This window comes from Tritonibacter sp. AK171 (assembly GCF_030127025.1).
Lineage (GTDB): Bacteria > Pseudomonadota > Alphaproteobacteria > Rhodobacterales > Rhodobacteraceae > Epibacterium > Epibacterium mobile.
The window spans coordinates 1,148,033-1,171,448 of record NZ_CP126134.1 but is presented as its reverse complement, the minus strand read 5'-3'; the positions used below and the strand labels follow the sequence as shown (position 1 = coordinate 1,171,448).

At 59.4% G+C, this 23,416-nt stretch carries 24 protein-coding genes; 14 read left to right on the top strand and 10 right to left on the bottom strand.

The window, feature by feature from the left end; all coding sequences use genetic code 11:
• Window position 1 precedes the first annotated feature (1 nt).
• From QNI81_RS05585 to aat, 6 genes are all read left to right on the top strand, one after another.
• Window positions 2–757 (top strand): ABC transporter ATP-binding protein, encoded by a 756-nt coding sequence (locus QNI81_RS05585; RefSeq protein ID WP_005609935.1) that lies wholly within the window; start codon window positions 2–4, stop codon window positions 755–757.
• 16 nt (window positions 758–773) lie between these two features.
• A complete protein-coding gene (locus QNI81_RS05580) occupies window positions 774–1,529 on the top strand; it encodes an ABC transporter ATP-binding protein (RefSeq protein ID WP_005609938.1) in 756 nt (251 codons plus the stop codon).
• Between the two features lie 178 nt (window positions 1,530–1,707).
• Window positions 1,708–2,244, top strand: a complete 537-nt coding sequence (locus QNI81_RS05575) for a PAS and helix-turn-helix domain-containing protein (protein ID WP_009176299.1) — start codon at window positions 1,708–1,710, stop codon at window positions 2,242–2,244.
• A gap of 174 nt (window positions 2,245–2,418) precedes the next feature.
• Window positions 2,419–2,922 carry an acetyl-CoA carboxylase biotin carboxyl carrier protein gene (accB, locus tag QNI81_RS05570; RefSeq protein ID WP_009177003.1) on the top strand — a complete coding sequence of 168 codons (504 nt, stop codon included), beginning with the start codon at window positions 2,419–2,421 and terminating at the stop codon, window positions 2,920–2,922.
• A gap of 9 nt (window positions 2,923–2,931) precedes the next feature.
• A complete protein-coding gene (gene accC / locus QNI81_RS05565; RefSeq protein WP_283967641.1) occupies window positions 2,932–4,281 on the top strand; it encodes an acetyl-CoA carboxylase biotin carboxylase subunit in 1,350 nt (449 codons plus the stop codon).
• A 63-nt stretch (window positions 4,282–4,344) separates the two neighbouring features.
• Window positions 4,345–4,977 carry a leucyl/phenylalanyl-tRNA--protein transferase gene (gene aat / locus QNI81_RS05560; RefSeq protein WP_283967640.1) on the top strand — a complete coding sequence of 211 codons (633 nt, stop codon included), beginning with the start codon at window positions 4,345–4,347 and terminating at the stop codon, window positions 4,975–4,977.
• Here aat and QNI81_RS05555 read toward each other — a convergent pair.
• From QNI81_RS05555 to QNI81_RS05520, 8 genes are all read right to left on the bottom strand, one after another.
• Window positions 4,941–5,378 carry a DUF2155 domain-containing protein gene (locus QNI81_RS05555; protein ID WP_283967639.1) on the bottom strand — a complete coding sequence of 146 codons (438 nt, stop codon included), beginning with the start codon at window positions 5,376–5,378 and terminating at the stop codon, window positions 4,941–4,943. The two genes, aat and QNI81_RS05555, sit on opposite strands and share 37 nt — an antisense overlap.
• Window positions 5,378–5,830, bottom strand: coding sequence for an outer membrane lipid asymmetry maintenance protein MlaD (mlaD, locus tag QNI81_RS05550; RefSeq protein WP_005639701.1), 453 nt, complete (start codon window positions 5,828–5,830; stop codon window positions 5,378–5,380). Before mlaD ends, QNI81_RS05555 begins: the two co-directional genes overlap by 1 nt.
• A gap of 67 nt (window positions 5,831–5,897) precedes the next feature.
• Complete coding sequence (locus tag QNI81_RS05545) at window positions 5,898–6,284, bottom strand: NADH:ubiquinone oxidoreductase subunit NDUFA12 (protein WP_005639704.1); 387 nt, start codon at window positions 6,282–6,284, stop codon at window positions 5,898–5,900.
• A 120-nt stretch (window positions 6,285–6,404) separates the two neighbouring features.
• Entirely contained in the window at window positions 6,405–6,797 is a 393-nt protein-coding gene (locus QNI81_RS05540; RefSeq protein WP_283967638.1) for a glyoxalase superfamily protein, read from the bottom strand.
• 10 nt (window positions 6,798–6,807) lie between these two features.
• On the bottom strand, window positions 6,808–7,179 hold the full coding sequence (locus QNI81_RS05535; protein WP_005639708.1) for a RidA family protein: 372 nt from the start codon (window positions 7,177–7,179) through the stop codon (window positions 6,808–6,810).
• Window positions 7,180–7,292: 113 nt separating this feature from the next.
• The gene (locus tag QNI81_RS05530) at window positions 7,293–8,006 is read right to left on the bottom strand and encodes a dienelactone hydrolase family protein (RefSeq protein ID WP_283967637.1); all 714 of its coding nucleotides are present in this window, start codon (window positions 8,004–8,006) and stop codon (window positions 7,293–7,295) included.
• A 585-nt stretch (window positions 8,007–8,591) separates the two neighbouring features.
• Window positions 8,592–9,857 (bottom strand): ATP-dependent Clp protease ATP-binding subunit ClpX, encoded by a 1,266-nt coding sequence (gene clpX / locus QNI81_RS05525; protein ID WP_005639713.1) that lies wholly within the window; start codon window positions 9,855–9,857, stop codon window positions 8,592–8,594.
• A 151-nt stretch (window positions 9,858–10,008) separates the two neighbouring features.
• On the bottom strand, window positions 10,009–10,641 hold the full coding sequence (locus QNI81_RS05520; protein ID WP_005639716.1) for an ATP-dependent Clp protease proteolytic subunit: 633 nt from the start codon (window positions 10,639–10,641) through the stop codon (window positions 10,009–10,011).
• Between the two features lie 294 nt (window positions 10,642–10,935).
• Between QNI81_RS05520 and QNI81_RS05515 the strand changes: the two genes are divergently transcribed.
• From QNI81_RS05515 to mdoH, 8 genes are all read left to right on the top strand, one after another.
• Window positions 10,936–11,943 carry a GlxA family transcriptional regulator gene (locus QNI81_RS05515; protein WP_005639718.1) on the top strand — a complete coding sequence of 336 codons (1,008 nt, stop codon included), beginning with the start codon at window positions 10,936–10,938 and terminating at the stop codon, window positions 11,941–11,943.
• Window positions 11,944–12,088: 145 nt separating this feature from the next.
• Window positions 12,089–12,583 carry a DUF302 domain-containing protein gene (locus QNI81_RS05510; RefSeq protein WP_283967636.1) on the top strand — a complete coding sequence of 165 codons (495 nt, stop codon included), beginning with the start codon at window positions 12,089–12,091 and terminating at the stop codon, window positions 12,581–12,583.
• A 32-nt stretch (window positions 12,584–12,615) separates the two neighbouring features.
• On the top strand, window positions 12,616–14,229 hold the full coding sequence (locus tag QNI81_RS05505; RefSeq protein WP_283967635.1) for a thiamine pyrophosphate-binding protein: 1,614 nt from the start codon (window positions 12,616–12,618) through the stop codon (window positions 14,227–14,229).
• A complete protein-coding gene (locus tag QNI81_RS05500) occupies window positions 14,216–15,415 on the top strand; it encodes a CaiB/BaiF CoA transferase family protein (RefSeq protein WP_283967634.1) in 1,200 nt (399 codons plus the stop codon). The genes QNI81_RS05505 and QNI81_RS05500 overlap by 14 nt, the downstream gene beginning before the upstream one ends.
• A gap of 264 nt (window positions 15,416–15,679) precedes the next feature.
• The gene (locus QNI81_RS05495; protein WP_283967633.1) at window positions 15,680–17,044 is read left to right on the top strand and encodes a tetratricopeptide repeat protein; all 1,365 of its coding nucleotides are present in this window, start codon (window positions 15,680–15,682) and stop codon (window positions 17,042–17,044) included.
• 22 nt (window positions 17,045–17,066) lie between these two features.
• Window positions 17,067–18,344 (top strand): OpgC family protein, encoded by a 1,278-nt coding sequence (locus tag QNI81_RS05490; protein WP_283967632.1) that lies wholly within the window; start codon window positions 17,067–17,069, stop codon window positions 18,342–18,344.
• Window positions 18,341–19,867: an OpgD/OpgG family glucan biosynthesis protein gene (locus QNI81_RS05485; protein WP_283967631.1), complete on the top strand. Its 1,527-nt coding sequence runs from the start codon at window positions 18,341–18,343 to the stop codon at window positions 19,865–19,867. Before QNI81_RS05490 ends, QNI81_RS05485 begins: the two co-directional genes overlap by 4 nt.
• Entirely contained in the window at window positions 19,868–21,760 is a 1,893-nt protein-coding gene (gene mdoH, locus QNI81_RS05480) for a glucans biosynthesis glucosyltransferase MdoH (RefSeq protein ID WP_283967630.1), read from the top strand. It begins immediately after the preceding gene.
• 86 nt (window positions 21,761–21,846) lie between these two features.
• On the opposite strand, the gene QNI81_RS05475 is transcribed toward mdoH, so the two are convergent.
• Both QNI81_RS05475 and QNI81_RS05470 read right to left on the bottom strand, forming a co-directional pair.
• A complete protein-coding gene (locus tag QNI81_RS05475) occupies window positions 21,847–22,680 on the bottom strand; it encodes a CE1 family esterase (protein ID WP_283967629.1) in 834 nt (277 codons plus the stop codon).
• The gene (locus tag QNI81_RS05470; RefSeq protein WP_283967628.1) at window positions 22,668–23,141 is read right to left on the bottom strand and encodes a rhodanese-like domain-containing protein; all 474 of its coding nucleotides are present in this window, start codon (window positions 23,139–23,141) and stop codon (window positions 22,668–22,670) included. The genes QNI81_RS05475 and QNI81_RS05470 overlap by 13 nt, the downstream gene beginning before the upstream one ends.
• Between the last annotated feature and the right edge of the window lie 275 nt (window positions 23,142–23,416).

The following is a 23,416-nucleotide window of genomic DNA, read 5'->3' as shown; positions in this document are numbered from 1 at the left end:
TATGAGTATTCTCGAAGTCAAAAACGTCGGCAAACGCTTTGGTGGCCTGCAGGCGCTCTCGGATGTGAACCTCTCCGTCAAGGAAAACTCGGTTCACGCCATCATCGGCCCCAATGGCGCGGGCAAGTCGACGCTGCTGAACTGCCTTGTCGGCAAACTGATCCCCGACACCGGGTCGGTGATGTTTGACGGGCAGTCAGTGCTGGGGCGCGCACCCTACGAGATCAACCAGATGGGCATCAGCCGCGTCTTTCAAACGCCTGAAATATTTGGTGATTTGACAGTTCTTGAGAACATGATGATCCCCTGTCTGGCGAAACGGGACGGCGCATTTGAACTCAACGCCATCGCTTCGGTGATGTCGCAGCGCGACATTCTCGACAAGGCCGAGGCGATGCTAGTGGAAATGAACATGGCCGAGAAACGCCATATGCATGCCGCCTCGCTCTCGCGCGGGGATAAGCGGCGGCTGGAAATCGGCATGTGCCTCAGCCAGGAGCCACGTCTGCTGTTGCTGGATGAACCCACGGCAGGCATGGCGCGGGCCGACACCAACAACACGATCGACCTCCTGAAACAGATCTCGGATCAGCGCAATATCACCATCGCCATCATCGAACACGATATGCATGTGGTGTTCTCGCTCGCCAATCGGATCACCGTTTTGGCACAGGGCACCCCATTGGTAGAAGACGATCCGGAGAACATTCGTGGCAACCCGAAGGTGCGCGAAGCCTACCTCGGCGAAACCGCGTAAGGGGAAAGGAAAAGAAATGAACGTAAAACCCGACTTCTCCAAAGGCGCAAACCACGCCGCCACCGCGCCCGCATTTCTGTCGATCTGGGACGTGCATGCCTATTATGGCGAGAGCTATATCGTTCAAGGCATCAACTTTAACGTCCATGAAGGCGAGATCCTCGCGCTTTTGGGTCGCAACGGCGCGGGCAAGACCTCGACCCTGCGTTCCATCGCGCGCACCGGTTCGCCCATGGTGACGCGCGGCGAAATCTGGCTCGATCACCAACCGCTGCACTTGATGGAAAGTCACGAGGCCGCCGCTGCCGGGCTTGGTCTGGTGCCAGAGGATCGCCGCATCATCCCCGGCCTCACGGTCGAGGAAAACCTGCAATTGGCGCAGATCGCGCCCCCCATCGGCTGGTCCATCGAGCGTCTGTATGAGCTGTTTCCGCGACTTGGCGAGCGGCGCAAACAAGAGGGCGTCACACTTTCGGGCGGCGAGCAGCAGATGCTGGCCATTGCCCGCGCCCTTGCCCGCGACATCAAGGTTTTGTTGCTTGATGAGCCTTATGAGGGTCTTGCCCCGGTCATCGTGGATGAGATTGAGAAGACTCTGATCCACATCAAGGAACAGGGCATGACAACGATTATCGTAGAACAAAATGCCGTACGCGCGCTGCAACTGGCAGACCGTGCGGTCATCCTTGATACGGGCGGGATCGTTTTTGACGGCACCGCTGCCGAGGTTCTCGAGAATGAGGAGTTGCGGTCCGAATACCTCGCGATCTGATCTCCGGGTGCGCGGTTTGCGCATTTGACGTTTTACTCCGTGCTGCACGGCAATTCCCTGTCGCGCACACCTCCTGTGCCGGGCCTGTTTCAGGTCCGGCTTTTTTACAGACCGCACCGACCCTGTCGTAAACACAAGCGCCCTTCCCTTGCGCAGTGCCGCGCTTTAGAACCAGCCCATGTCTGATCCCGCTTTTGACTACGCGCCCGTAGGGCTTGCGCTTTTGGAACATCGCATCATCAAGCGGTGCAATCTGCAATTCGCCGACACTTTTGGAGCCACTCCCGCAGAGCTGTGCGAATTGCCCATCGCCGCACTTTATCCCAGCGTCGAGGATTACCAGCGTATTGGCGAGATTCTGCAGATGCCGGAATCACAAAGCGGGTTTTACCACGACGAGCGCATTATGCGCCGCACCTCGGGGGCGCTGTTTTGGTGCCGCGTGCGGGGGCGTTCGCTGGATGGGGCGCGTCCGTTCCAAACTGGTGTCTGGTCCTTTGCCGATCTCTCTGACGAACGCCCCGTCGTCAGCCTGACCCCGCGCGAACGCGAGGTGGCAATCCTCACCTGCCGGGGGTTGTCGGCCAAGGAAATCGGCCTGAAGCTCGATCTTTCCTATCGCACGGTTGAGACTCACCGCGCCCGCCTGCTGGATAAATTCAACGCCCGCAAGCTGCCCGAGCTGGTAGCAAAACTCAGCGGCATGCCCCTGTGACGGAGGCCGCAATGGGGATATTCCCCTGCAAAAACGATTGAAAATCGCCCCTCGCGCCCTCATCTTGTGAGGCAATCCAAGTACGCTTTCCTTATGGTCAGCTATGGCTTATAAGGCCGCAAATTTCCGCCCCGGATGCATTCGGGGCCAGACAGGACCCTGCCGAGGAACACAATGACAAATAAATCTCATGAAGCAGATGTAGCGTTCATCAAGGCTCTGGCAGAGCTTTTGCGCGAAAATGACCTGACCGAGCTGCAGGTAAAGCGCGACTACGCGGAAGATGACAGCCTGAACGTGCGCGTCTCCCGCCAATTCCCAGCACCCGTCGCGCCGGTTCAGGTCGCTGCCGCGCCTGCCGCAGCCCCGGTTGCAGCGGCTCCCGCTGCTGTTGCTGCCGCACCGGCTGCTGAGGCCGCCGTGTCTGACGATCCTGCCAACCATCCGGGTGCAGTGACCTCGCCTATGGTCGGCACCGCCTATCTGGCACCAGAGCCGGGTGCCTCTGCGTTTATCTCCGTCGGCCAGCAGGTCAATGAGGGCGACACGCTCCTGATCGTTGAGGCGATGAAAACCATGAACCACATTCCGGCCCCTAAGGCTGGCACCGTGAAGCGCATCCTCGTCGAGGATGGCGCAGCGGTTGAATTTGGTTCTCCGCTCGTCATCGTCGAGTAAGGCGGTCTCATGTTTGACAAAATCCTGATTGCGAACCGGGGTGAGATCGCGCTGCGCGTGATCCGTGCCTGCCGCGAGATGGGCATCCAGTCCGTCGCGGTGCACTCCACCGCCGATGCCGACGCGATGCACGTGCGCATGGCAGACGAGTCGATCTGTATCGGCCCCCCTTCTGGCACCCAAAGCTATCTGTCGATCCCCGCCATCATCTCCGCCTGCGAGATTTCCGGCGCGCAGGCGATCCACCCGGGCTATGGCTTCCTGTCTGAGAACGCGAACTTCGTGCAGATCGTCGAGGATCACGGGCTGACCTTCATCGGCCCCTCCGCCGAGCACATTCGCCAGATGGGTGACAAGATCACCGCAAAAGACACCGCAAAAGCGCTTGGCATTCCCTGTGTGCCCGGCTCTGACGGTGGCGTGCCCGACGTGGAGACCGCCAAGACTGTGGCCGCCGACATGGGCTATCCTGTTATCATCAAAGCCACCGCCGGTGGTGGTGGTCGCGGCATGAAAGTGGCGCAAACCGAGGCTGATCTGGTCCATGCGTTCCAGACCGCCCGCTCCGAGGCTAAGGCCGCCTTTGGCAACGACGAAGTCTATATGGAGAAATATCTCCAGCGTCCGCGCCATATCGAGATTCAGGTCTTTGGCGACGGCAAGGGCGGCGGTGTCCATCTGGGCGAGCGCGACTGCTCCTTGCAGCGCCGCCACCAGAAGGTCTTTGAAGAGGCTCCCGGCCCCTGCATCTCTGAGAAAGAACGCGCCCGGATCGGCAAGATCTGCGCCGACGCCATCGGCAAGATGGGCTATTCCGGCGCGGGCACTGTCGAGTTCCTTTATGAGGACGGCGAGTTCTACTTCATCGAGATGAACACCCGCCTGCAGGTGGAACACCCCGTGACCGAGGCCATCTTTGGTGTCGATCTGGTGCGTGAACAGATCCGCGTGGCCTCTGGCCTGCCGCTCTCGTTCGGTCAGGACGATCTGACCATCAACGGTCACGCCATCGAGGTGCGCATCAACGCCGAGAAACTGCCGAACTTCTCCCCCTGTCCGGGCAAGATCACCGCATACCACGCCCCCGGCGGCCTTGGCGTGCGGATGGATTCAGCGCTCTATGACGGCTACTCAATCCCGCCCTACTACGACAGTCTGATCGGCAAGCTGATCGTACATGGTCGCGACCGGGACGAGGCGCTGGCGCGTCTTAGCCGTTCGCTGGGCGAGTTGATCGTGGACGGGATCGACACCACCGTGCCGCTGTTTCATGCGCTCCTGCAGGAAAAGGACGTCCAAACTGGTGATTACAACATTCACTGGCTGGAAAAATGGCTTGAGGCCAACCTGCAGAAATAAAATACTTTTAAGGGCGGCGGTCGAAAACCACCGCCCTTGCTCATTCCTGTGCTAGGCTAACTTATGACGCTCAGCGCTGATCTTCTTCTTCATGCCTATGCCAGCGGCGTCTTTCCCATGGCGGAAAGCCGCGACGATCCAGAGGTGTTCTGGGTCGACCCCAAACGCCGTGGCATTCTGCCTCTTGATGGGTTTCGCATTTCCCGCTCGCTGGGCAAACGCCTGCGTCGCGACGATTATGAGATCTCGGTGAACCGAGATTTTGCAGGCGTCGTGCACGGCTGCGCCGATCGTGAGGAAACTTGGATCAACGAGGAAATCTTTGACCGCTATCTGGAGCTCCACCTGATGGGCTTTGCCCATTCCCTTGAGGTCTGGATGGATCGCGCGCTCGTCGGTGGGGTTTACGGCGTCTCTTTGGGGGCCGCTTTCTTTGGCGAAAGCATGTTTTCCCGCCGCCGCGATGCCTCAAAGATTGCACTGGCCTATCTGGTGGATCGGCTCAATGCGGGCGGCTATACCCTATGTGATACGCAGTTCATCACGCCCCACCTCGCCTCTCTGGGCGGAGAAGAGATCAGTCGTGCACGGTATCGCAGGTTGCTGGCAGAGGCTTTGGATCAATCCGGAGATTTTCTGTCCCCGGCAATCCCTGCACCTCAGTCGCTCTTGCAGCGCAGAACCCAAACGTCATAGCGGCGATGATCCAGCGCGCTCAGAGCGGGGCTTGAGGCGATCATCCAGCCATCAAAGAACACCTTCCCATCCTGACGATCACGGATCGTCAGATAGGCAAATGCATCGCCCGAGGGGTTCTCCGTTGGATAACGGCACTCACGCATGGTCACGATCAGACCAAAGACCTCAACCGAGCCACCGGTTTGCACGTCTACGTCCATGCTCTTGCCGTTGACCTTATCAAGGCCGCGCAAGCTCGCGATGCTGCCCTTTGTGGCTTCCACACGTTCCACATGCTCGCGGGTTTCAGGCACCCGAGGTTGCACCGGAGATGGCGCAAGTTCCTCAACCGAAATCGTTTGCGCCACAGCAGAGCTCGCAGCCACAAGGCAAAAGGCAAGTGTCGTCAGGCGCATCATCAGGACTCGTCACCGCCGCCGGAAACAAATTTTACAAGCAGCGAGATCAGGCTGACTGCGCCTTGCGTGTCGGTGATCTCATCCCCTGCTTCAAAGTTGAACGGCGACCCACCGGGCATCACTTCGACGAAGTTGCCGCCCAAAAGCCCCTCGGACGCAATCACGATGGCGCTGTCGTCGGGAATCATAATGCTGTTGTCGACGGAAAATGTGGTGTCGGCGCGAAAGGTTTCCGCATTCAGCGCCACATTGGTCACCGTGCCGATTTTAACCCCGGCGAGGCGCACATCTGTGCCGACACTCACCCCTTCGAGCGAACGAAAGGAGGCCGACAGCGGGTAGCTATCGCCCCCGCGCGAGAGGCCTGCAGCCTGGGCTGCGTAGAATGCAAAACCAGCCGCCACGGCCAGCACAAGGCCGCCGGTCAACACTTCGGTTGTGGAATGGGTCATTTATAACCTGCCTTTTGGCCAGATCACAAAAGGGCGGCCAACTCGGCTGCGCCCTTCTGGAAGTCACTTATTCGGGGCTCCAGGCCTCGTAATCGCTGCGCGGCTTTGGCGTACCGCCCGCGCGGATCGACCCGGCCGGAGCATAGGCCAACATGGTGCCTGTCAGGTTTTCCTGATGCGGCTTTTCCCATGTCTTATGCTTCAGCGGCTTTTCACTTGGAACCTCGTTAAAGGTCCGGTGCAGCCAGCCATGCCAATCGGCGCTCACACGAGAGGCCTCTGCCTCACCGTTGAAGATCACCCAGCGGCGGCTGTCATCTGCAGTGCGGTAGAACACATTGCCCTGTTCGTCTTCACCAACTTTCACACCCTTGCGGCGGGTGTAGATCATGGTGTTCAGGGTGGCGCCATTCCACCAAGTCACGGCCTGCAAAAGCGAATTCAGGATTCCCATCGGTCCCTCCGAAAATCTCTCTCCCGATATGGCCCATTCTCGCCATAAGGTCCAGTGGTTCGCGGCGAAGTGGTGAACAGACCGGCAGGAAACAGCAATATCGCCACGCTCTTTGCAGGCTTAGACGTGCCCTGTGCGCTGTTCACAAAAGCGCAAGCGGTTGCCAAACGGATCTGTCACCGAAATCTGCAGCCCCCACGGCATCGCATCAAGCGCAGGTTTGATATTGCGATAGCGCCGCTCCCCCAGTTCCTGATGCATCGCCATCGCAGCATTGATGGGGACAAAGCAGGTCGACCCCGGTGTCGCGTCCCCGTGATGTTCGCTCAGATGCAAGACACACCCCGACCGGGAGATCTGCATATATATGGGCGTGTCCTCTTCGTGGCGGTGCTCCCAATCAACACTGAAGCCAAGGTAGTCGAGGTAATATTCCCGTGCCTTTTCGAGATCAAAGATACGGATCACCGGGATGGCGGGGCGAATTGTCACCGTGCTGTCTGTGTTGTCCATCTCAGCCTCCTTACGATGATGCCGATGCCGCAAGGGCCGTCACTTCGATCTCAATGCGAAATTCCGGGGCGATCAGGTTGCACTCGATCATCGTGGCAGCTGGTGGGTTGGCTCCAAAGGTCTCGGCGAGGATCGGCCAGCAAGGTTCAAATTCCGCCGCATCCGGCAGGTAGTAATTGACCCGAACCACATCGGCGAAACCAACACCCGCCTTGGCCAGAGCAGTTTCGATAGTGGCAAGCGCAGAGCGGCATTGCGCCACCACATCCTCACCCTGCCCCACGGTTCCGGCCACATGGACAAAGCCTCCGGCCACAACGGCACGACAGTACCCAACCTTGGCCTCAAACTCTCCACCAGAGGAAATGCGTCTGATTGTCATGCGGTGTCCTTCCCTTTATCGCGTTACAAATTTGTGACTACTTAATTTGGTAAGCGATTAGCGGTGTCGGCAATATTGCAATATAAGCAACCCCGCTATGCATGCGCTGCGCGCTAATTCTGCAAGGTCTCGGCCAGAAATCCTGTGAGCGCCTCCCAAGCCCGCGCCGTCGCGCGCGCATTAAACATCATGCCGCCGTCGCGATCCTGTGCGTTTGGGTTGGTAAAGGCATGTCCTGTATGACCAAATCCCAAAACCTGCCAATCCGCACAATGTGCGCTCAATTCCGCTGCCAGCGCCTGCAAAGCCTCTGGTGGTGCAAGCGGATCGTCCCAGCCATGTAGCACCAGCACGGATGCATGGATGGTCTCCGTTTCAAAATTCGGGCGGTCATACACCCCGTGTAGCGGCGCACAGGCCCGGATATCCGCCCCTGTGCGCGCCAGATCCAACACCGCCTTGCCGCCCAGACAGTAGCCCATCGCGCCAACCCTGCCCGCATGCACCTGCGGCAGGGCTTTTGCCGCATCACATGCCGCAACCATGCGCCGGGCCAGAATTTTGCGATCCGCCTGCAGCCTGCCCATCAGGGCCTGCGCCTCGTCAATCGATCCTGCCCGTTTTCCGTTGCCGTAATAATCTACCGCGATGGCCACATATCCAAGTGCGGCCAGCTCCTCGGCACGCGCCCGTTCAAAATCACTCAGCCCGCCAAAAGCCGGGGCGATCAGTACAGAAGGCTGCGGGCCGTCCAACGTTTCATCCCACGCCAGATGACCAATAAAGTGATCTGCGCCATCGCTGTAATTGAATGCTTCGCTTTTCATAGCGTCCTCCTGAATATTTCGAACTGGCGCGTTTTGGATGTACGGTCAGCGTCAATCACCAAATCGAATGCGTGCAGCCAACCTCTGACGGGGGGCATAAATATACAGTGTCTCTCCAACTCGATCTCGATCAAACCAACTGCCGGAACTGCCGAGCGCAAATTTCAACTCCGTATAAAGTTCAGCCGACCAATATCGTCGACAAAACTCAAGGGCATCTCGCGTCGTCTCTCCTAGGAGAGGTGCCGGCGTCGGCTTCCAATCTCCGCCAAACTGATATTGCCACCCAAGCTCATTTCGCCACCCTCGCGTGGGTGGTTGTTCAAGCGCTGGCGCTTGCAATCGCACGATCGCGTAGGTGCAGTCCCAAGGCTCTGCTCCGCGTTGGTGCCACTTGCGCGATTGCAAAACCTCCTCGACCGGTAGCAGACCTGAAAACAGCTCGTCCGCATAAACGGGATCTTCCCGCGCGCGGAGACGTTCAGGCTGTCCAACCAAAAGCCACCATCCGCACCCATAGAAAAAGGCCAACGTCAGCAAGACATTGGCCATTCCCTTGAGTTTATTCACTTTCATGTCACCGGATTACCCGGCGGTGGCAGATTCCTTCTCATCGGCGTGGATCATCAGCGGCTGCGCCTCAGAGGTGACCGCCTCTTCATTCACAACCACTTTGGTGACGCTTTCCATTCCCGGCAGCTCGAACATGGTATCGAGCAGAATGTCCTCAAGGATGGAACGCAGACCCCGCGCACCGGTTTTACGCTCGATGGCCTTCTTGGCAATCGAAGACAGGGCTTCGTCGGTGAAGTCCAGCTCGGTATCTTCCAGTTCAAAGAGACGCTGATACTGTTTGACAAGAGCGTTCTTGGGCTTGGTCAGGATGGTGATCAGCGCGTCCTCGTCCAGATCTTCCAGCGTTGCCAGAACCGGCAAACGGCCGACAAATTCCGGGATCAGGCCGAACTTCAGCAGATCTTCGGGTTCCAGATCGCGGAAAGTCTCGCCCACGCCAGCGTCGCTCTCATCGCGCACATCCGCGCCAAAACCCATCGCAGAGCCCTTGCCACGTTGCTTGATGATGCGATCAAGACCGGCAAACGCACCGCCGCAGATGAACAGAATGTTGGTGGTGTCCACTTGCAGGAATTCCTGCTGCGGATGCTTGCGCCCACCCTGTGGCGGCACAGAAGCCACGGTGCCTTCCATCAGCTTCAGAAGCGCTTGCTGTACCCCCTCGCCCGACACATCGCGGGTGATGGACGGGTTTTCGGACTTGCGGGTGATCTTGTCGACCTCGTCGATGTAGACGATGCCGCGCTGCGCGCGCTCGACGTTGTATTCCGACGCCTGCAAAAGCTTCAGGATGATGTTTTCAACATCCTCACCCACATAGCCCGCCTCGGTGAGCGTGGTGGCATCCGCCATGGTGAAGGGCACATCCAGAATGCGCGCAAGGGTTTGCGCCAGCAGAGTTTTACCGCAACCCGTGGGGCCGATCAGCAGGATGTTGGACTTTGAAAGTTCAATATCATTGCCAGCCTTCTGGGCATGGTTCAGACGTTTGTAGTGGTTGTGGACCGCCACCGACAGCACACGCTTTGCCGTCGCCTGACCAATCACATAATCATCCAGAACATCGCAAATATCCTTTGGTGTTGGCACACCGTCGGTTGCTTTCATCCCGGAGGCTTTTGTCTCCTCGCGGATGATGTCCATGCACAGCTCAACGCATTCATCACAGATGAACACGGTCGGGCCTGCAATCAGCTTTCGCACCTCATGCTGGCTCTTGCCGCAAAAGCTGCAGTAAAGCGTGTTCTTGCTGTCGCCGCTCGAGTTCGTCGCCATGGTCTACCTTTCCATCCGCCTCGGGGCCAGCGCGTGTCAATTTGCCCCGATGTCCAGCCAGCTTAGGACAGCTCCCAACTGGCCACAATGTCAAATTGTGCTCCCTTGAACACATTGATGAAGGGAGCACAAAGCCCGTGCACAGACCGGCTTAGCTTTCTTCGTCTTCCGCTTTGACGCGGTTTTCGACGATTTCGTCGATCAGGCCAAATTCCTTGGCTTGTTCCGGCGACATGAAATTGTCACGTTCTAGCGCCTTTTCAATGGTGTCGTAGTCCTGACCGGTGTGTTTTACGTAAATCTCGTTCAGGCGACGCTTCAGTTTCAGCGTTTCCTCAGCGTGGATCATGATGTCCGTGGCCTGCCCCTGATAGCCACCGGACGGCTGGTGCACCATCACACGCGAGTTCGGCAGGCTGAACCGCATACCCGCCTCACCGGCAGTAAGCAGCAAGGAGCCCATGGAAGCCGCCTGACCGATTACCAGCGTCGACACCTTCGGCTTGATGTACTGCATGGTATCATAGATCGACAGACCCGACGTCACCACGCCACCGGGCGAGTTGATGTACATCGAAATTTCTTTCGACGGGTTTTCTGCCTCAAGGTGCAAAAGCTGCGCCACGATCAGCGAGGACATGCCGTCATGCACCGGACCGTTGAGGAAGATGATACGCTCCTTCAACAGGCGCGAGAAAATGTCATATGCGCGCTCGCCCCGGCTGGTCTGCTCAACGACCATCGGCACGAGTGTGTTCATGTATGTTTCTGTTGGATCAATCATTGGACCTGCCTGTCTTAGGATCATGACGGGCACCATACCCGACAGAGGATTACCCGAGTCTTAGTATTGCGAAAAATGGGCTGCAAGAGGTGCGCCTGCATTTTCGCTTAAGCGTGACGGTGGAATACCAATGAACACCCCGCCTCAGCATCTTTGCAGAAATAAGCAAGGTGTCGTAATTCGCCGTGCCAAGGTCGGATTATCCCGGCACCTGTCGCGACGGCGGCGATAGCTGATAAATGTGACAGAGATTTATCTTTGCCCGCAGCCAGTACCTCCCTGATGGACCAGCCCATGTCTGATGACAGTTTTGTTCAAAAAGGCGCAGCCGCCACGCTTTCGGTGCCGCACATAGGCGAGCCACAGGATTTCTATTTCCTGCTGCTGCCCAAAGCCACGATGCTGCCGGTCGCCGCCGCGATCGAACCTCTCAGAATCGCAAATCAAGTCACAAATACAAAGCTTTACCGCTGGTACATTATGACCGAGGACGGCGCGCCCCTACGCTGTTCTAACGGCATGGTGGTCACGCCCGACATGCCGCTTGCAGCGCTTCCGTCGGATGCGATGGGCTTTGTTTGCGCAGGCGTAGAGCCACAAGAGACCGCAAGCGATACCACCCTCAACTGGCTGCGGCGCGAGCATCGCTTTGGCCGCAAGCTTGGCGGTATTTGCACCGGTGCATTTGCGCTGGCACAGGCCGGCCTCATCAAGGATCAGCCTTTTACGCTTCATTGGGAAAACCAGCCCGGCTTTGTGGAGCGCTTTGAACACCTGAAGCCCTCGCCCAATATTTATGAAATTGCCGGAAATTTGATGACCTGTGGCGGGGGCAGCGCTGCAACCGACATGATGCTGACCCTGATTGAGCAACGCCATGGCAAGCAACTGGCGATTATTGTTGCAGATATGTGTCTACATGTGCGCTCCACCTCGGGGGCTGCGCCGCAAAAATCCAATTACGCCGTTGCCATCGGCAGCCGAAATCAACGCCTGCTGAGCGCTTTGCAACTTATGCAAGAATCAATAGAGGAGCCGCTGTCGATTGGCGCGCTCTGCACCCGGCTGGACATTTCGCGCCGGCAGTTGGAGCGGCTGTTTTCGCGTTATCTCGATCAAAGCCCGATGCATGTTTATGCCGACATGCGTCTGAGTCACGCCTTTGCGTTGATGAATGAAACCTCAATGTCCGTGACCCAAATCGCCTTGGCCTCCGGGTTCAATTCCGCCACGCATTTCTCGCGCCAATTCAAACGTAAATTCGGCGCAAGCCCGCATTTCTTCCGCAAAGGCTGGGCCTGATCCGTAATACACCGCACAGGTCATGCGCCAAACTTTCGGTCGGAGGAGGAATAAGGGGCTATGACGGGGCACCCACTGAAATGTGACGAGTATTTCAGCCACTTCGCGCGTAGACCATGTATCAACCCTCATTGAAGGAGCACACATGGTCCGCCCCCTTGCCCAACTCAAACGCCTCGGCGCAAGTCTCTTACTAGCTGCAACACTCGCCGCCCCTGTTGCGGCGGAAATCCCTGCACGCGAGGGCTGGGCAATCCATGCCAGCACCAAGGATTACCAAACACTGCTCGCCGATCTGAAAGCAGCGGTCAAAGCGCAGAACATGGCCGTGGTGACCGAGGCCGGGCCAACGGGCGCTGCCGCCGCCCGCGGCATCACCATCCCCGGAAACCGCGTCGTCGGGGTCTTTGCCAATGACTACGCGGTGCAGATCCTGGAACTCTCCACCGCCGCCATGATCGAGGCCCCCATCCGCTTTTACGTCACCGAAGAGGGCGACGGCACCGCGACGCTCTCCTATAAAACACCAAGCCATGTCTTTGCCCCCTATGTGCCAGAAGCAGGAGAGAAACTCTCTGCCGTGACCACACGGCTCGACGCGGTGTTCAGCGCGATTGCCACGGCCGCCCTGCGCGAATGATCATTTTGACGATAAACTGATACGGACTTCTGATGACCCAATCTCTTCGCGCCGCCGATGTTCTGGCCCGCCGTCTTTATGACGCAGGCTGCCGCCACGCCTTTGGCATGCCCGGCGGCGAAGTTCTGACCCTTGTGGACGCGCTCACCCGTGCCGGGATCCGTTTTCACCTCGCCAAACACGAAAACTGCGCCGGGTTTATGGGCGAAGGCGTGCATCATAGTGATGGCGCCCCCGCTATTTTGGTGGCAACACTTGGCCCCGGTGCGCTGAATGGGGTCAATGTGGTGGCCAATGCCCATCAGGACCGGGTGCCGATGCTGGTGCTGACCGGCTGCGTAGATGCGGATGAGGCGCAGACCTACACCCATCAGGTGCTCGACCAGCAGGCCGTTTTTGCGCCGATCACCAAGGCCAGCTTCCGCCTTGATGCAGCCGCTGCGGATGTGATCGCCGACAAGGCCGTCGCCATCGCCACCGAGGCCCGACAGGGACCGGTTCATATTGATGTGCCGATCACCGTGGCCAACGCCCCCGCCACAGAGCGCAACATCCGCCGCGCGCCTGCTGGAGCGACCGCGCCTGCAGGTGCGACACTGGCGCAGGCGCATGATTGGCTGAGGGAGGCCGCGCGCCCGCTTGCGGTCATTGGCCTGGATGCGCTCCTGCCCGGTGGCCCGGAGGCGGTCGCGGCCTTTGTCGAGGCCCGACAGATCCCCTTTGTCACCACCTACAAGGCCAAGGGCATCCTGTCTGAGGATCATCCCCTGTGTCTCGGTGGTGCTGGCCTCTCGCCGCTAGCGGACAGACATCTGCTGCAGATCGTGGAGGCCGCGGATCTCATCCTCTGCATCGGCTATGACCCGATCGAGATGCGCACCGGCTGGCGCGACGCCTGGGACGTCGCCCGCACCCGCGTGATCGACATCACACCAGAATCCAACACCCATTACATGCATCAATCCAGCCTGCCGCTGGTGGCCGACATCCCCGCCACACTGGCAGCCCTCGCGGTTGCACCCCAGCCCGCAACCCTCTGGTCCGGCGGCGAAATTCCCGACTCGCAAAAAGCCCTCGCCCAGGCCTTCCCTCGCTCTGACGACTGGGGCCCGGCGGGCGTGATCGCGCAATGCATCGAGAGCCTGCCCGCCGATACGCTGCTCACTGCCGACAGCGGCGCGCACCGTATTTTGCTCAGCCAGATGTGGCCCTGCACGGAACCGCGCCAACTGGCGCAATCCTCTGGCCTGTGCACCATGGGCTGTGCCCTGCCGCTCGCCATGGGGCGCAAGCTTGCAGATCCTGATCGCACCGTTGTCAGCTTCTCCGGCGATGCGGGGTTCCTGATGGTGGCGGGTGAGTTGGCAACCGCTGCGGAAATGGGTCTTGCGCCGATTTTCGTTGTCTTTGTCGATGCCTCACTTGCCCTGATTGATCTCAAGCAGCGCCAGCGCCAGCTCCCCAATGCGGGAGTGGATTTTGGCCGCCACGACTTTGCCGCCATCGGCCGCGCCTTTGGTGGTGAGGGCCATACGGTCCGCAACCGCAAGGAGCTAAAGACCGCCCTTGACCTCGCCGTCAAAGCAGAGACATTCACGGTGATCGCCGCTGAAATTGACAAGGAAGCTTACGATGGCCGCATCTGAATTCTCGCCCGCCGCCGCTCTGCCGCATGGCGCGCTCAAGGGCGTGAAGGTGCTCGATCTGTCGCGCATCCTCGCAGGCCCCACCGCGACGCAACTCTTGGGCGATCTTGGTGCAGATGTGATCAAGGTGGAAAACCCCTCCACCGGCGGCGACGACACCCGCCAATGGGGCAAGAGCGTCGCAGAAGACGCTGATCTTACGCCCTATTTCATGGCCGCCAACCGCAACAAACGCTCACTCGCGCTTGATATTTCCAAACCCGAAGGACAGGATATCATCCGCCGCCTTGCGGCGCAAGCCGATGTGCTGGTGGAGAACTTCAAACCCGGCGGGCTGGCCAAATACGGGCTGGATTACGCCTCCCTCCGCGAGAGCTGCCCCCGTCTGGTCTATGCGTCCATATCGGGCTACGGTCAGACCGGCCCGAACCGTGAAAAGCCCGGCTATGACCTGATGGCGCAGGGCTATGGTGGCATCATGTCCCTGACCGGCGAGCCCGAAGGTGCACCGGTCAAGGTCGGCGTCGGCATCGCGGATGTGATGTGCGGCATGTACGCGACCATCGGCGTCCTCTCGGCGTTGCGCCACCGCGACCTCACCGGCGAAGGCCAACAGGTGGAACTGGCGCTGGTGGACGCGCAGATCGCCTGGCTTATCAATGAGGGGGTGAGCTACCTCAATACCGGCCAAAAACCGCTGCGGCGGGGCAACGAACACCCCTCGATCATGCCCTATGGCACCTATGAAACCCGCGATGGCCATGTGATCCTCGCGGTGGGCAACGACAGCCAGTTCCGCCGTTTCATGGCCTTCCTCGCGCTTGAGGGGCTGTCAGATGATCCCCGCTTTGCCACTAACCCCGCCCGCCTTGAAAATCGCGGCGCGCTGAATGACATCCTGATCCCCGCAGTCCGGCGCTACAGCACCGATGAGGTGATAACGGCGATGGAGGCGGCAAAGGTCCCGGTCGGCCCGGTGAAAACCCTCGATCAGGTGTTTGAAACCGATCAGGTTGCGGCGCGCGATATGGTGGTGACTATGCAATCGGGTGACACCCCGCTGCGTCTTTTGGGCAATCCGCTCAAATTCTCACGCACCCCGGTGACATACCGCAAATCGCCCCCTATATGCGGCGCAGACAGTGACGAGATTCTCGCCACTGATACGCCTTTTAAGGACGACTAAAATAGACAGGATTGCTGCGGGCCCGCGGGGCGGTTTCGCAATGTTACAGAACCCGGTGCCATGGCGCTCGCGTGCTGCCTCAAACAGCGCAAGCTCGGGTATTTGTGCCGATTTTTGCTCATCTCAGCCCGTTTTCATGTCAGTTTCCTGCCGAAACCCACACGCGACTTCACCAAAGCGCGAGCGGGGGGCGCGCGGTGTAAGCCGCTTCGCTAGCATCACTTTTGACACCTGTATTTATCAGCTTGCGAAAGTGACCCGCCCATGACCCAGGATATCTTCGGACAGGATTGCAGCCTCACCGATCCCCGCGCGCTCAACGAGTGGAACGGGGCGCAACTGGGCGTGCTCGCCCACGCAGCGCGCACCGTAAACCATCTTGGTGCGGTGCTGGAGGCCGCCCCCGATTTTGCGCTGGGTCAGGCCATCAAGGGGCTGTCGCTCCTGATGCTGGGACGTGCGGAACTGGTGCCCACCGCGCGCGAGGCTCTTGCAACCGCAAAGACCGCCTATGAAGGCGCATTGCCGCGTGAACGCAAATATGTGGACGCATTGGAGGCATGGCTCGCCGGGCATCCCTCACGCGCAATTAGCTGCATGGAGGAGGTGCTGACCCACCACCCCTGCGACACGCTGGCGATGAAGCTGAGCCACGGCATCCGGTTTATCCTCGGGGATGCGCGCGGCATGCGGGCCTCAGTCGAACGTGTGCTGCCGGCCTATTCCACCGAACACGCAGGTCATGGCTACCTTTTGGGCTGTCACGCCTTCGCGCTGGAGGAAACCGGCGAATATGACCGCGCCGAGATCACCGGGCGCCAGGCGCTCTGGACCGCGCCGGATGACGCATGGGGCCTGCATGCGGTGGCGCATGTGCATGACATGACCGGCAATGCCAAAACCGGCCTTGGCTGGCTCAGCGGGCGCGAGGATGCTTGGGCGCATTGCAACAACTTCCGGTACCACGTCTGGTGGCACAAGGCCCTGATGCATCTGGACCTTGGCCAGATCGACGAGGTGATGCGGCTTTATGACGACGAGGTACGCAAGGACAAGACCGACGACTACCGCGATATTTCCAACGCCACGTCGCTGCTGATGCGGCTGGAACTGGACGGCGTCAATGTCGGGGATCGCTGGGACGAACTGGCAGACCTCTGCGACAAGCGGACCGAGGATGGCAGCCTGATCTTTGCAGATCTGCATTACCTGCTGGCGCTGGTCGGCGGAGATCGTGCATCGGCGACGAACCGCCTGATCCGGCGGATACACGCCGATGGTGCGCAAGCCTCCACTGAAGCCGCGCAAAGAATGGCCGACCCGGGCTGCATTGTTGCAAAGGGGCTTGAGGCTTTTGGGGAAGGCGACTACGGCACAGCTTTCGGTTACCTCGCTAAGTCACGGGATTCGTTGCAACTTGCAGGTGGCAGTCACGCCCAACGGGATGTCTTCGAACGAATGACAATTGACGCAGGGCTGCGGGCAGGCAACTGGACGCAAGTGGAGGCCATTCTCGACGACAGACGGGCCAAACGTGGGGGGGCTGAGGACAATTACGCGATTGCCCGTCGCACTTTGATTGCATCCGCACGGAACAACGGCGGGGCTCAGAGCGTTCCGGCGGAGTAATCCTTTAGGAGATTTGAAACAGATGGCAGACGTCGCGCCTTTCCCGGCGCCCGATAAGGGCAGCGCTTCCCGCGCCGCCGCCAACACAATGAGCGCGCCACCCGATGAAGCGGCCGCTCTTCCTCGCCCCCGCGATCCGCGTCTCGACTTTTATCGTGGCATCGCAATGTTTATCATCCTTTGCGCCCATATCCCCGGCAACCGCTGGACTGGCTGGATACCGGCCCGGTTTGGGTTCTCCGACGCGACCGAGATTTTTGTGTTCTGCTCGGGCATGGCCTCGGCCATCGCCTTTGGCGGGTCATTCGCCCGTCATGGCTGGTGGCTTGGCACCGCCCGCGTGGCCTATCGCTGCTGGCAGGTGTTCTGGGCCCATATTGGCCTGTTTTTCTTCCTCGCTATGTCGATGGCCGCGCTTGATCTCTATGGCGGTTTCGACAAGAGCTATATCGGCTCGCTGAACCTGCACCGGTTCTTCTCCAACACCACACAGCAGATCGTGGGGATCTTCACCCTCACCTATGTGCCGAACTACTTTGACATCTTGCCGATGTATCTGGTGGTTCTGGCCTTGATGCCTGCGGTGATGGGGCTCAGGAAAGCGGGGCTTTGGGCCGTGGCCGGATTTAGCATTGCGCTCTGGCTGCTCGCAAACCCCTATATCCTTGGTCTTGGCCCCAATGGCGTGTCACTGCCGGCAGAGCCATGGTCGGATCGCGAATGGTTCTTCAACCCCTTCGGCTGGCAGCTTTTGTTCTTCACAGGCTTTGCCTTCATGGCCGGCTGGCTGCCAAAACCACCGGTCAGCCGCACCCTCACCGTGATCGCTGCCGCCTTCCTGATCCTGTCGATGCCATTTGGATCGTGGAAAGTGTTCAGCTGGCTCAATGCCGCAGCGCCGGATCTGGGCGAGGCAATCCGCCCCGCATGGACCATCACCGACGAATGGCGCGAAAAGACAGACTTCGGCTTGCTGCGCTACATGCACTTTCTGTCGCTGGCGTATCTGGCGTGGCTTGTGGCCGGTGAAAACGGTCAAAACCTCATGGCGCGCGGCACATCGGCGCTCTCGCGCCTTTGGGGGCTCGTCATCGCGCTGATCACTAAGGTCGGCCAACAAAGCCTTGCAATCTTTGTGTTTTCCATGGCGCTCGCCCGTTTCATCGGCGCTGCACTGGATCAAACCGATCGCGGTATCCTCGTGACTGCCGCTGCAAACCTTGCAGGCTTCGCACTTATCATCGGCTGCGCTTATGGCGCAGCCTGGTTCAAATCCCAACCGTGGAGACGCAAACGATGAGCACAATCAGCCGTCGTTCCTTCCTTCAAACCGCATCTGCTCTGTCGCTCATGGCGATGGCGCCCGCTGCCCGTGCCACCACCGGCTCTGAGAAATTCTCCCGTGCCGATGTCGTCGCACGCGCCAAAGCCCTAGCCGAGCGCCCTTTCAAGGCGCGCAGCTCTGTACCGGATGACTGGCTCGCCATGAGCTACGACCAATACCGGTCGATCCAATTTGATGTCGACAAGGCGCTCTGGGCCAACACTGACCGCAGCTACAACGTGGATTTCTTCCTGCCCGGCCTTTATTTCGAACGCCCGGTACTAGTGCATGCAGTCGAGGATGGCATCTCAACCAGCATCCCCTTCGACATTGGCCGCTTTAAGACTCATCCGGAAATATCGCCCGAGCTTTCACAAGAAGGCCCGCTGGGGTATTCGGGCTTGCGCCTGCGCACAGACCTTGGCGACCGCGACCATCCGGGCAAGAAAACAGAGTTTTGTGTGTTTCAGGGCGCAAGCTATTTCCGCGCAATTGCCAATGGCAATAATTACGGCCTCTCGGCCCGGGGGCTGGCCCTGAAAACCGCCGACCCCGAGGGCGAGGAATTCCCAGAGTTTGTGAGCTTCTGGCTGGAGGCCCCCGGCCCCCTGCAGGACAACATGGTGGTGCACGCGCTGATGGACAGCCCGTCGGTAACGGGCGCCTATCGGTTCGACATCACCCCCGGCAATCCATGTGTGATGGATGTCGAAGCGACACTGTTCCCGCGCAAAGACCTCACGCACGCCGGGCTTGCGCCTTTGACATCGATGTTCCTGTTTGACGGCACCAATCATCAGCGCTTTGACGATTTCCGCCCCGCCGTGCATGACAGTGATGGCTTGCTGATGAAAAACGGCCAAGGCGAAGTGCTCTGGCGTCCGCTCGCAAATCCCACGCGCTTGCAAGTATCAAGTTTCGTGGATCAAAACCCCATGGGTTTTGGCTTGATGCAGCGTGCGCGCAAGCTTTCGGATTTTGCCGATCTTGAGGCACATTATCACCGCCGCCCTTCGCTATGGGTAGAACCCCGTGGCGATTGGGGGGCAGGCTCCGTGACACTGGTGGAAATCCCCGCCGATAAGGAAATCTACGACAATATCGTCGCCTACTGGCGGCCCAAAGATCCATATGCTGCAGGCACGCGTGTCGATCTGAACTACCGCCTCAGCTGGGGCGAAGGGCCAAAACTGGATTTGCCGCGTGTGATTGACACGGCATCAGGTGCCAAGATCTTTGGCGATCCCGGTCGCCTTATGGTGATTGATTTCGAGGCGCATCCCATCTTTGAGGCTGCGCCCGAGGATTTCGATATCCATATTTCCTCGCCGCATCTGGAAACCAGTGCAGGCATTCTTGAACGCAATCCGGAAACCGGCGGCATGCGGCTGGCGTTTTCCTTTGATCCGGGCGAGCAGACCCATGTTGAACTGCGCGCCCAGCTTCGCAAAGACGGCGCTGCCGCCTCCGAGGTCTGGCTTTATCGGTGGACTGTTTAAATGAGTGATGACCCTTCCATATTCACGCCCTCGCAACTGGTGCCACCAGAGGCTCCGCTGGCCATGCCGGCGCAGGACTTTGGCCGCCAGTTCCACGACACCAGCGCGCCGGCATCAGGTGAGGGCGACCAGCCCGGTGTTGCGCTTTGGCGCATCCTTGCATTTTCCCCTGCCATGGCGGCCACAGTCGCACTGGCTTGGGTGATGCAGGGCTGGTTTGCGGCTGACGGCACCACCCTTTTGGAATGGGTGCTTCTCACACTGATCGCCTTCAATTTCTTCTGGATCACCTTCACGGTTTCAACGGTTCTGCTGGGTCTTTACAGCCTGTCGCGCACCCGCCCCACGCCGCAACGCGGGCCACGCCGGTCAATGCGGGTGGCGCTTTTGGTGCCCGTCTATAACGAGGTGCCGTGGTATGTGCTGGGTAATGCCCGTTCCATGCTCGAAGAACTGCGCGCCATTGGCGGGGCACACCAGTATGAGATGTTCATCCTGTCCGACACCCGCGACCCGGAAATCGCCGCCCAAGAAGAAGAAAGCGTGCAAGCCCTGCGCGCAGAACTGCCCGAAGGCATTACGCTTTATTATCGCCGCCGTGAGAAAAACACTGCCCGCAAAGTGGGCAATATCCACGATTGGGTGACCCGCTGGGGCGGCGACTATGAGGCGATGCTGGTTCTGGATGCCGACAGCCTGATGACGGGCCGCGCGATTGTGCGCCTGACCGATGCGCTGTCGCGCGACCCAGCTGCAGGCCTCATTCAGAGCTTCCCGCAACTCATTGGTGCGCAATCCGTTTTTGGTCGCATGCAACAGTTTGCCAATGGCGTCTACGGTCTCGCCCTGGCCGAAGGGCTGGCGCGCTGGACCGGCCATGAGGGCAACTACTGGGGCCATAATGCAATCATCCGCACCCGCGCGTTTGCTGCCTGTGCGGGCCTGCCGGAACTGCCGACACTTACGGGCGGCACCTCCATCATCATGAGCCATGATTTTGTCGAAGCTGGCCTCTTGCGCCGGGCAGGCTGGCGGGTGCGGTTCCTGCCTCGTATTCGCGGCTCTTATGAGGAAACGCCCGCCACGCTGATCGATCACATTCAACGCGACCGGCGCTGGTGTCAGGGCAACCTGCAGCACCTGCGCATTTTGTCAGCCACCGGTTTTCACGCCATGTCGCGCTTCCATCTGGCGCATGGGGCCATTGGCTATTTGATGGCGCCTGTGTGGTTTGCATTGTTGGTGATCTGGGCGGTGATCGGCCGTGAAGATGGCGGATCCGTCATCACCTATTTCTCCGAGAAAAACCCCCTGCGCCCCAATTGGCCCGACATGAGCGAGCCGCGTCATGTGGCGGTGATCATCCTGATTTACGCGATGTTGCTGGCCCCCAAGATTCTGTCCGTGGCGGCCCTTCCGCTCACCGGGCGCAGGATTTCCGATTATGGCGGCGTGGGGCAGTTTTTGCTGTCGATGCTGACGGAAATCCTGCTGGCGATCCTCTATGCACCGATCCTGATGGTGCAACAGATGATTGCGGTTCTGCGCACGCTGTTTGGCTTGCAAAAAGGCTGGTCCCCGCAGGCCCGCGAAGGAGGGCACTACAGTCTTGCGACGCTGTTCAAATGCCATGCGCTGGAAACTGTCAGCGGTGTGGCACTGTGGATCGGGATTGCTTCTGGGCTGGTGTCACTCTGGCTCGCCCCCATCGCGCTGTCACTGGTGCTGGCAGTGCCGCTTTCGGCGCTTTCCAGTCTGCGCCTGCCACGCGGCTGGATGGGCACCGCAGAGGTGTTGAACGAGCCGCGCATCAACCGCGCCGCACGTCATTACCGCGGGTTGTTGCGGCAAAATCTAAAAGGTCCGGACGCGCCGGTTCAAGCCGCAGAATGATCTGGAAAATTGGGATCGCGGGGGCTCTGCCCCCGCACCCCCGGGATATTTCCAGTTAGAAGAAAACCCCCGTTCGCCCCGTATGTTCACTCCGTATCTGGTGTTGCAGGGGTTTGGGCCTCAATCCATGTGATGGCGCGGTCTGCCCAGCCGGAGGGCACCCGATGACCGCCGGGAAAGAGTTCAAACGTGAGACTGTGCCCTTCCCCGCAGTTCCAGCGGCGCAGGTGACGCGTATCATCTTGCCAGATCTGATCAGGCGCATGGGTGTCACAGCCTAACGTGTCGCGCCAAAGCTCTAGCCCTGCCCATATATCACCTTGGGTAAAGCGGCCTCCTCCCAGGATACGCCCTTCGAGTGGTACCACCTCATCTGACCAGCCGTGACTTTGGTAGAGAGACACCGGACCTGCACAGGTTTCAGGCTGCGGTCGCCAGAACCCGCCTGAGACGGGCAGATAGGCAGCAAAAGACTCGGGCTCTTTACAGGCGAGGTAATTCACCATGAAGGCCCCCGATGAAAACCCAGCCAGAACAGTGCGTTCCGGGTCAACATCAAAGCGCGTCGCGGCATCATTCAACACCTCTGGCAGAAAGCTAAAGTCGTCCCGCCCGCCGAATTCCGGCAAGAACGACCAACTGCGCGGACCGTTCGGGCGGCGCGCGCCGTTGGGGGCGATAACCGCATAGCCCCGCGCCGTGAAACTCTCGACCATTTCGCGCATGTTCAACACACCCGCAGCAGAGCCGCCGTGCCCGTGCAGGAAGATAACCGCAGGGATAGGACCGTTGTCTGTATCGGGCCGCGCGATGTGGTAGCTGCCTGCAGAGAGCGTACAGGGCGTCTCACCGCCGCAGTCCGCAACCGCGCTGCTGGCCAGCGCTGCGCTCATGATGGCGATGGCGATCAACCGTTCCATGGGCGCACCGGGAGGTTGGATTTGAGCCAGCCCGGCCCTGCCGCTGAACCATAGATGCCTTCGGGGATGTCGATGATCTGCTCAAACCCCGCCGCAAGCAATTGGCGGCTCAACCGTGCGGAACGCACGCCGCCCGCACAAATCAAGGCAAGAGGTCGATTTTCGGTTTGCACCAACAGAGACTGCAGTGACTTCATAAAATCATCACTGCGCATATCCAGTGGGACCGCACCTTCGGGTACTCCGGTCTGACGCCATTCACCGGGCGTGCGAATATCGACGAGTAAAATCGCGCCGCTTATGGCCTGAGCATGAGCCTGCGCCACGGTGAGCTGGCCGCCATCATGTTTTGGCCGATACCGGTAAAGCGCCCACCAGCCGCCGCCTGTCACAGCGAGAGCGCTGCCACAAACCAGCAGGCTGCGGCGCGAAATCAATGCACGGGGTTCGGTTTCTTGCATCTGCCCATCCGATTTTATCTGCGAAATCTAGCACAGCCGGTGGACACATGCGCGTCTGCCGCACACACTCGCCGTTCAAGATCCCGTCATAATCTCGCTGCGATGCAGCACCTGCGGATCAGCAAAAAAGGAGACCAAAAACATGCGGCGCAATGTCACATTTAGCGATTTCCGATCAGAAACGTGAGGTTATCCACCGGAAATTCTGGAACCCTACTGGAAATTTCCCTACTCAAATAACAGCTAGGGGCCTGTTGCCCGCCATAATAACAATC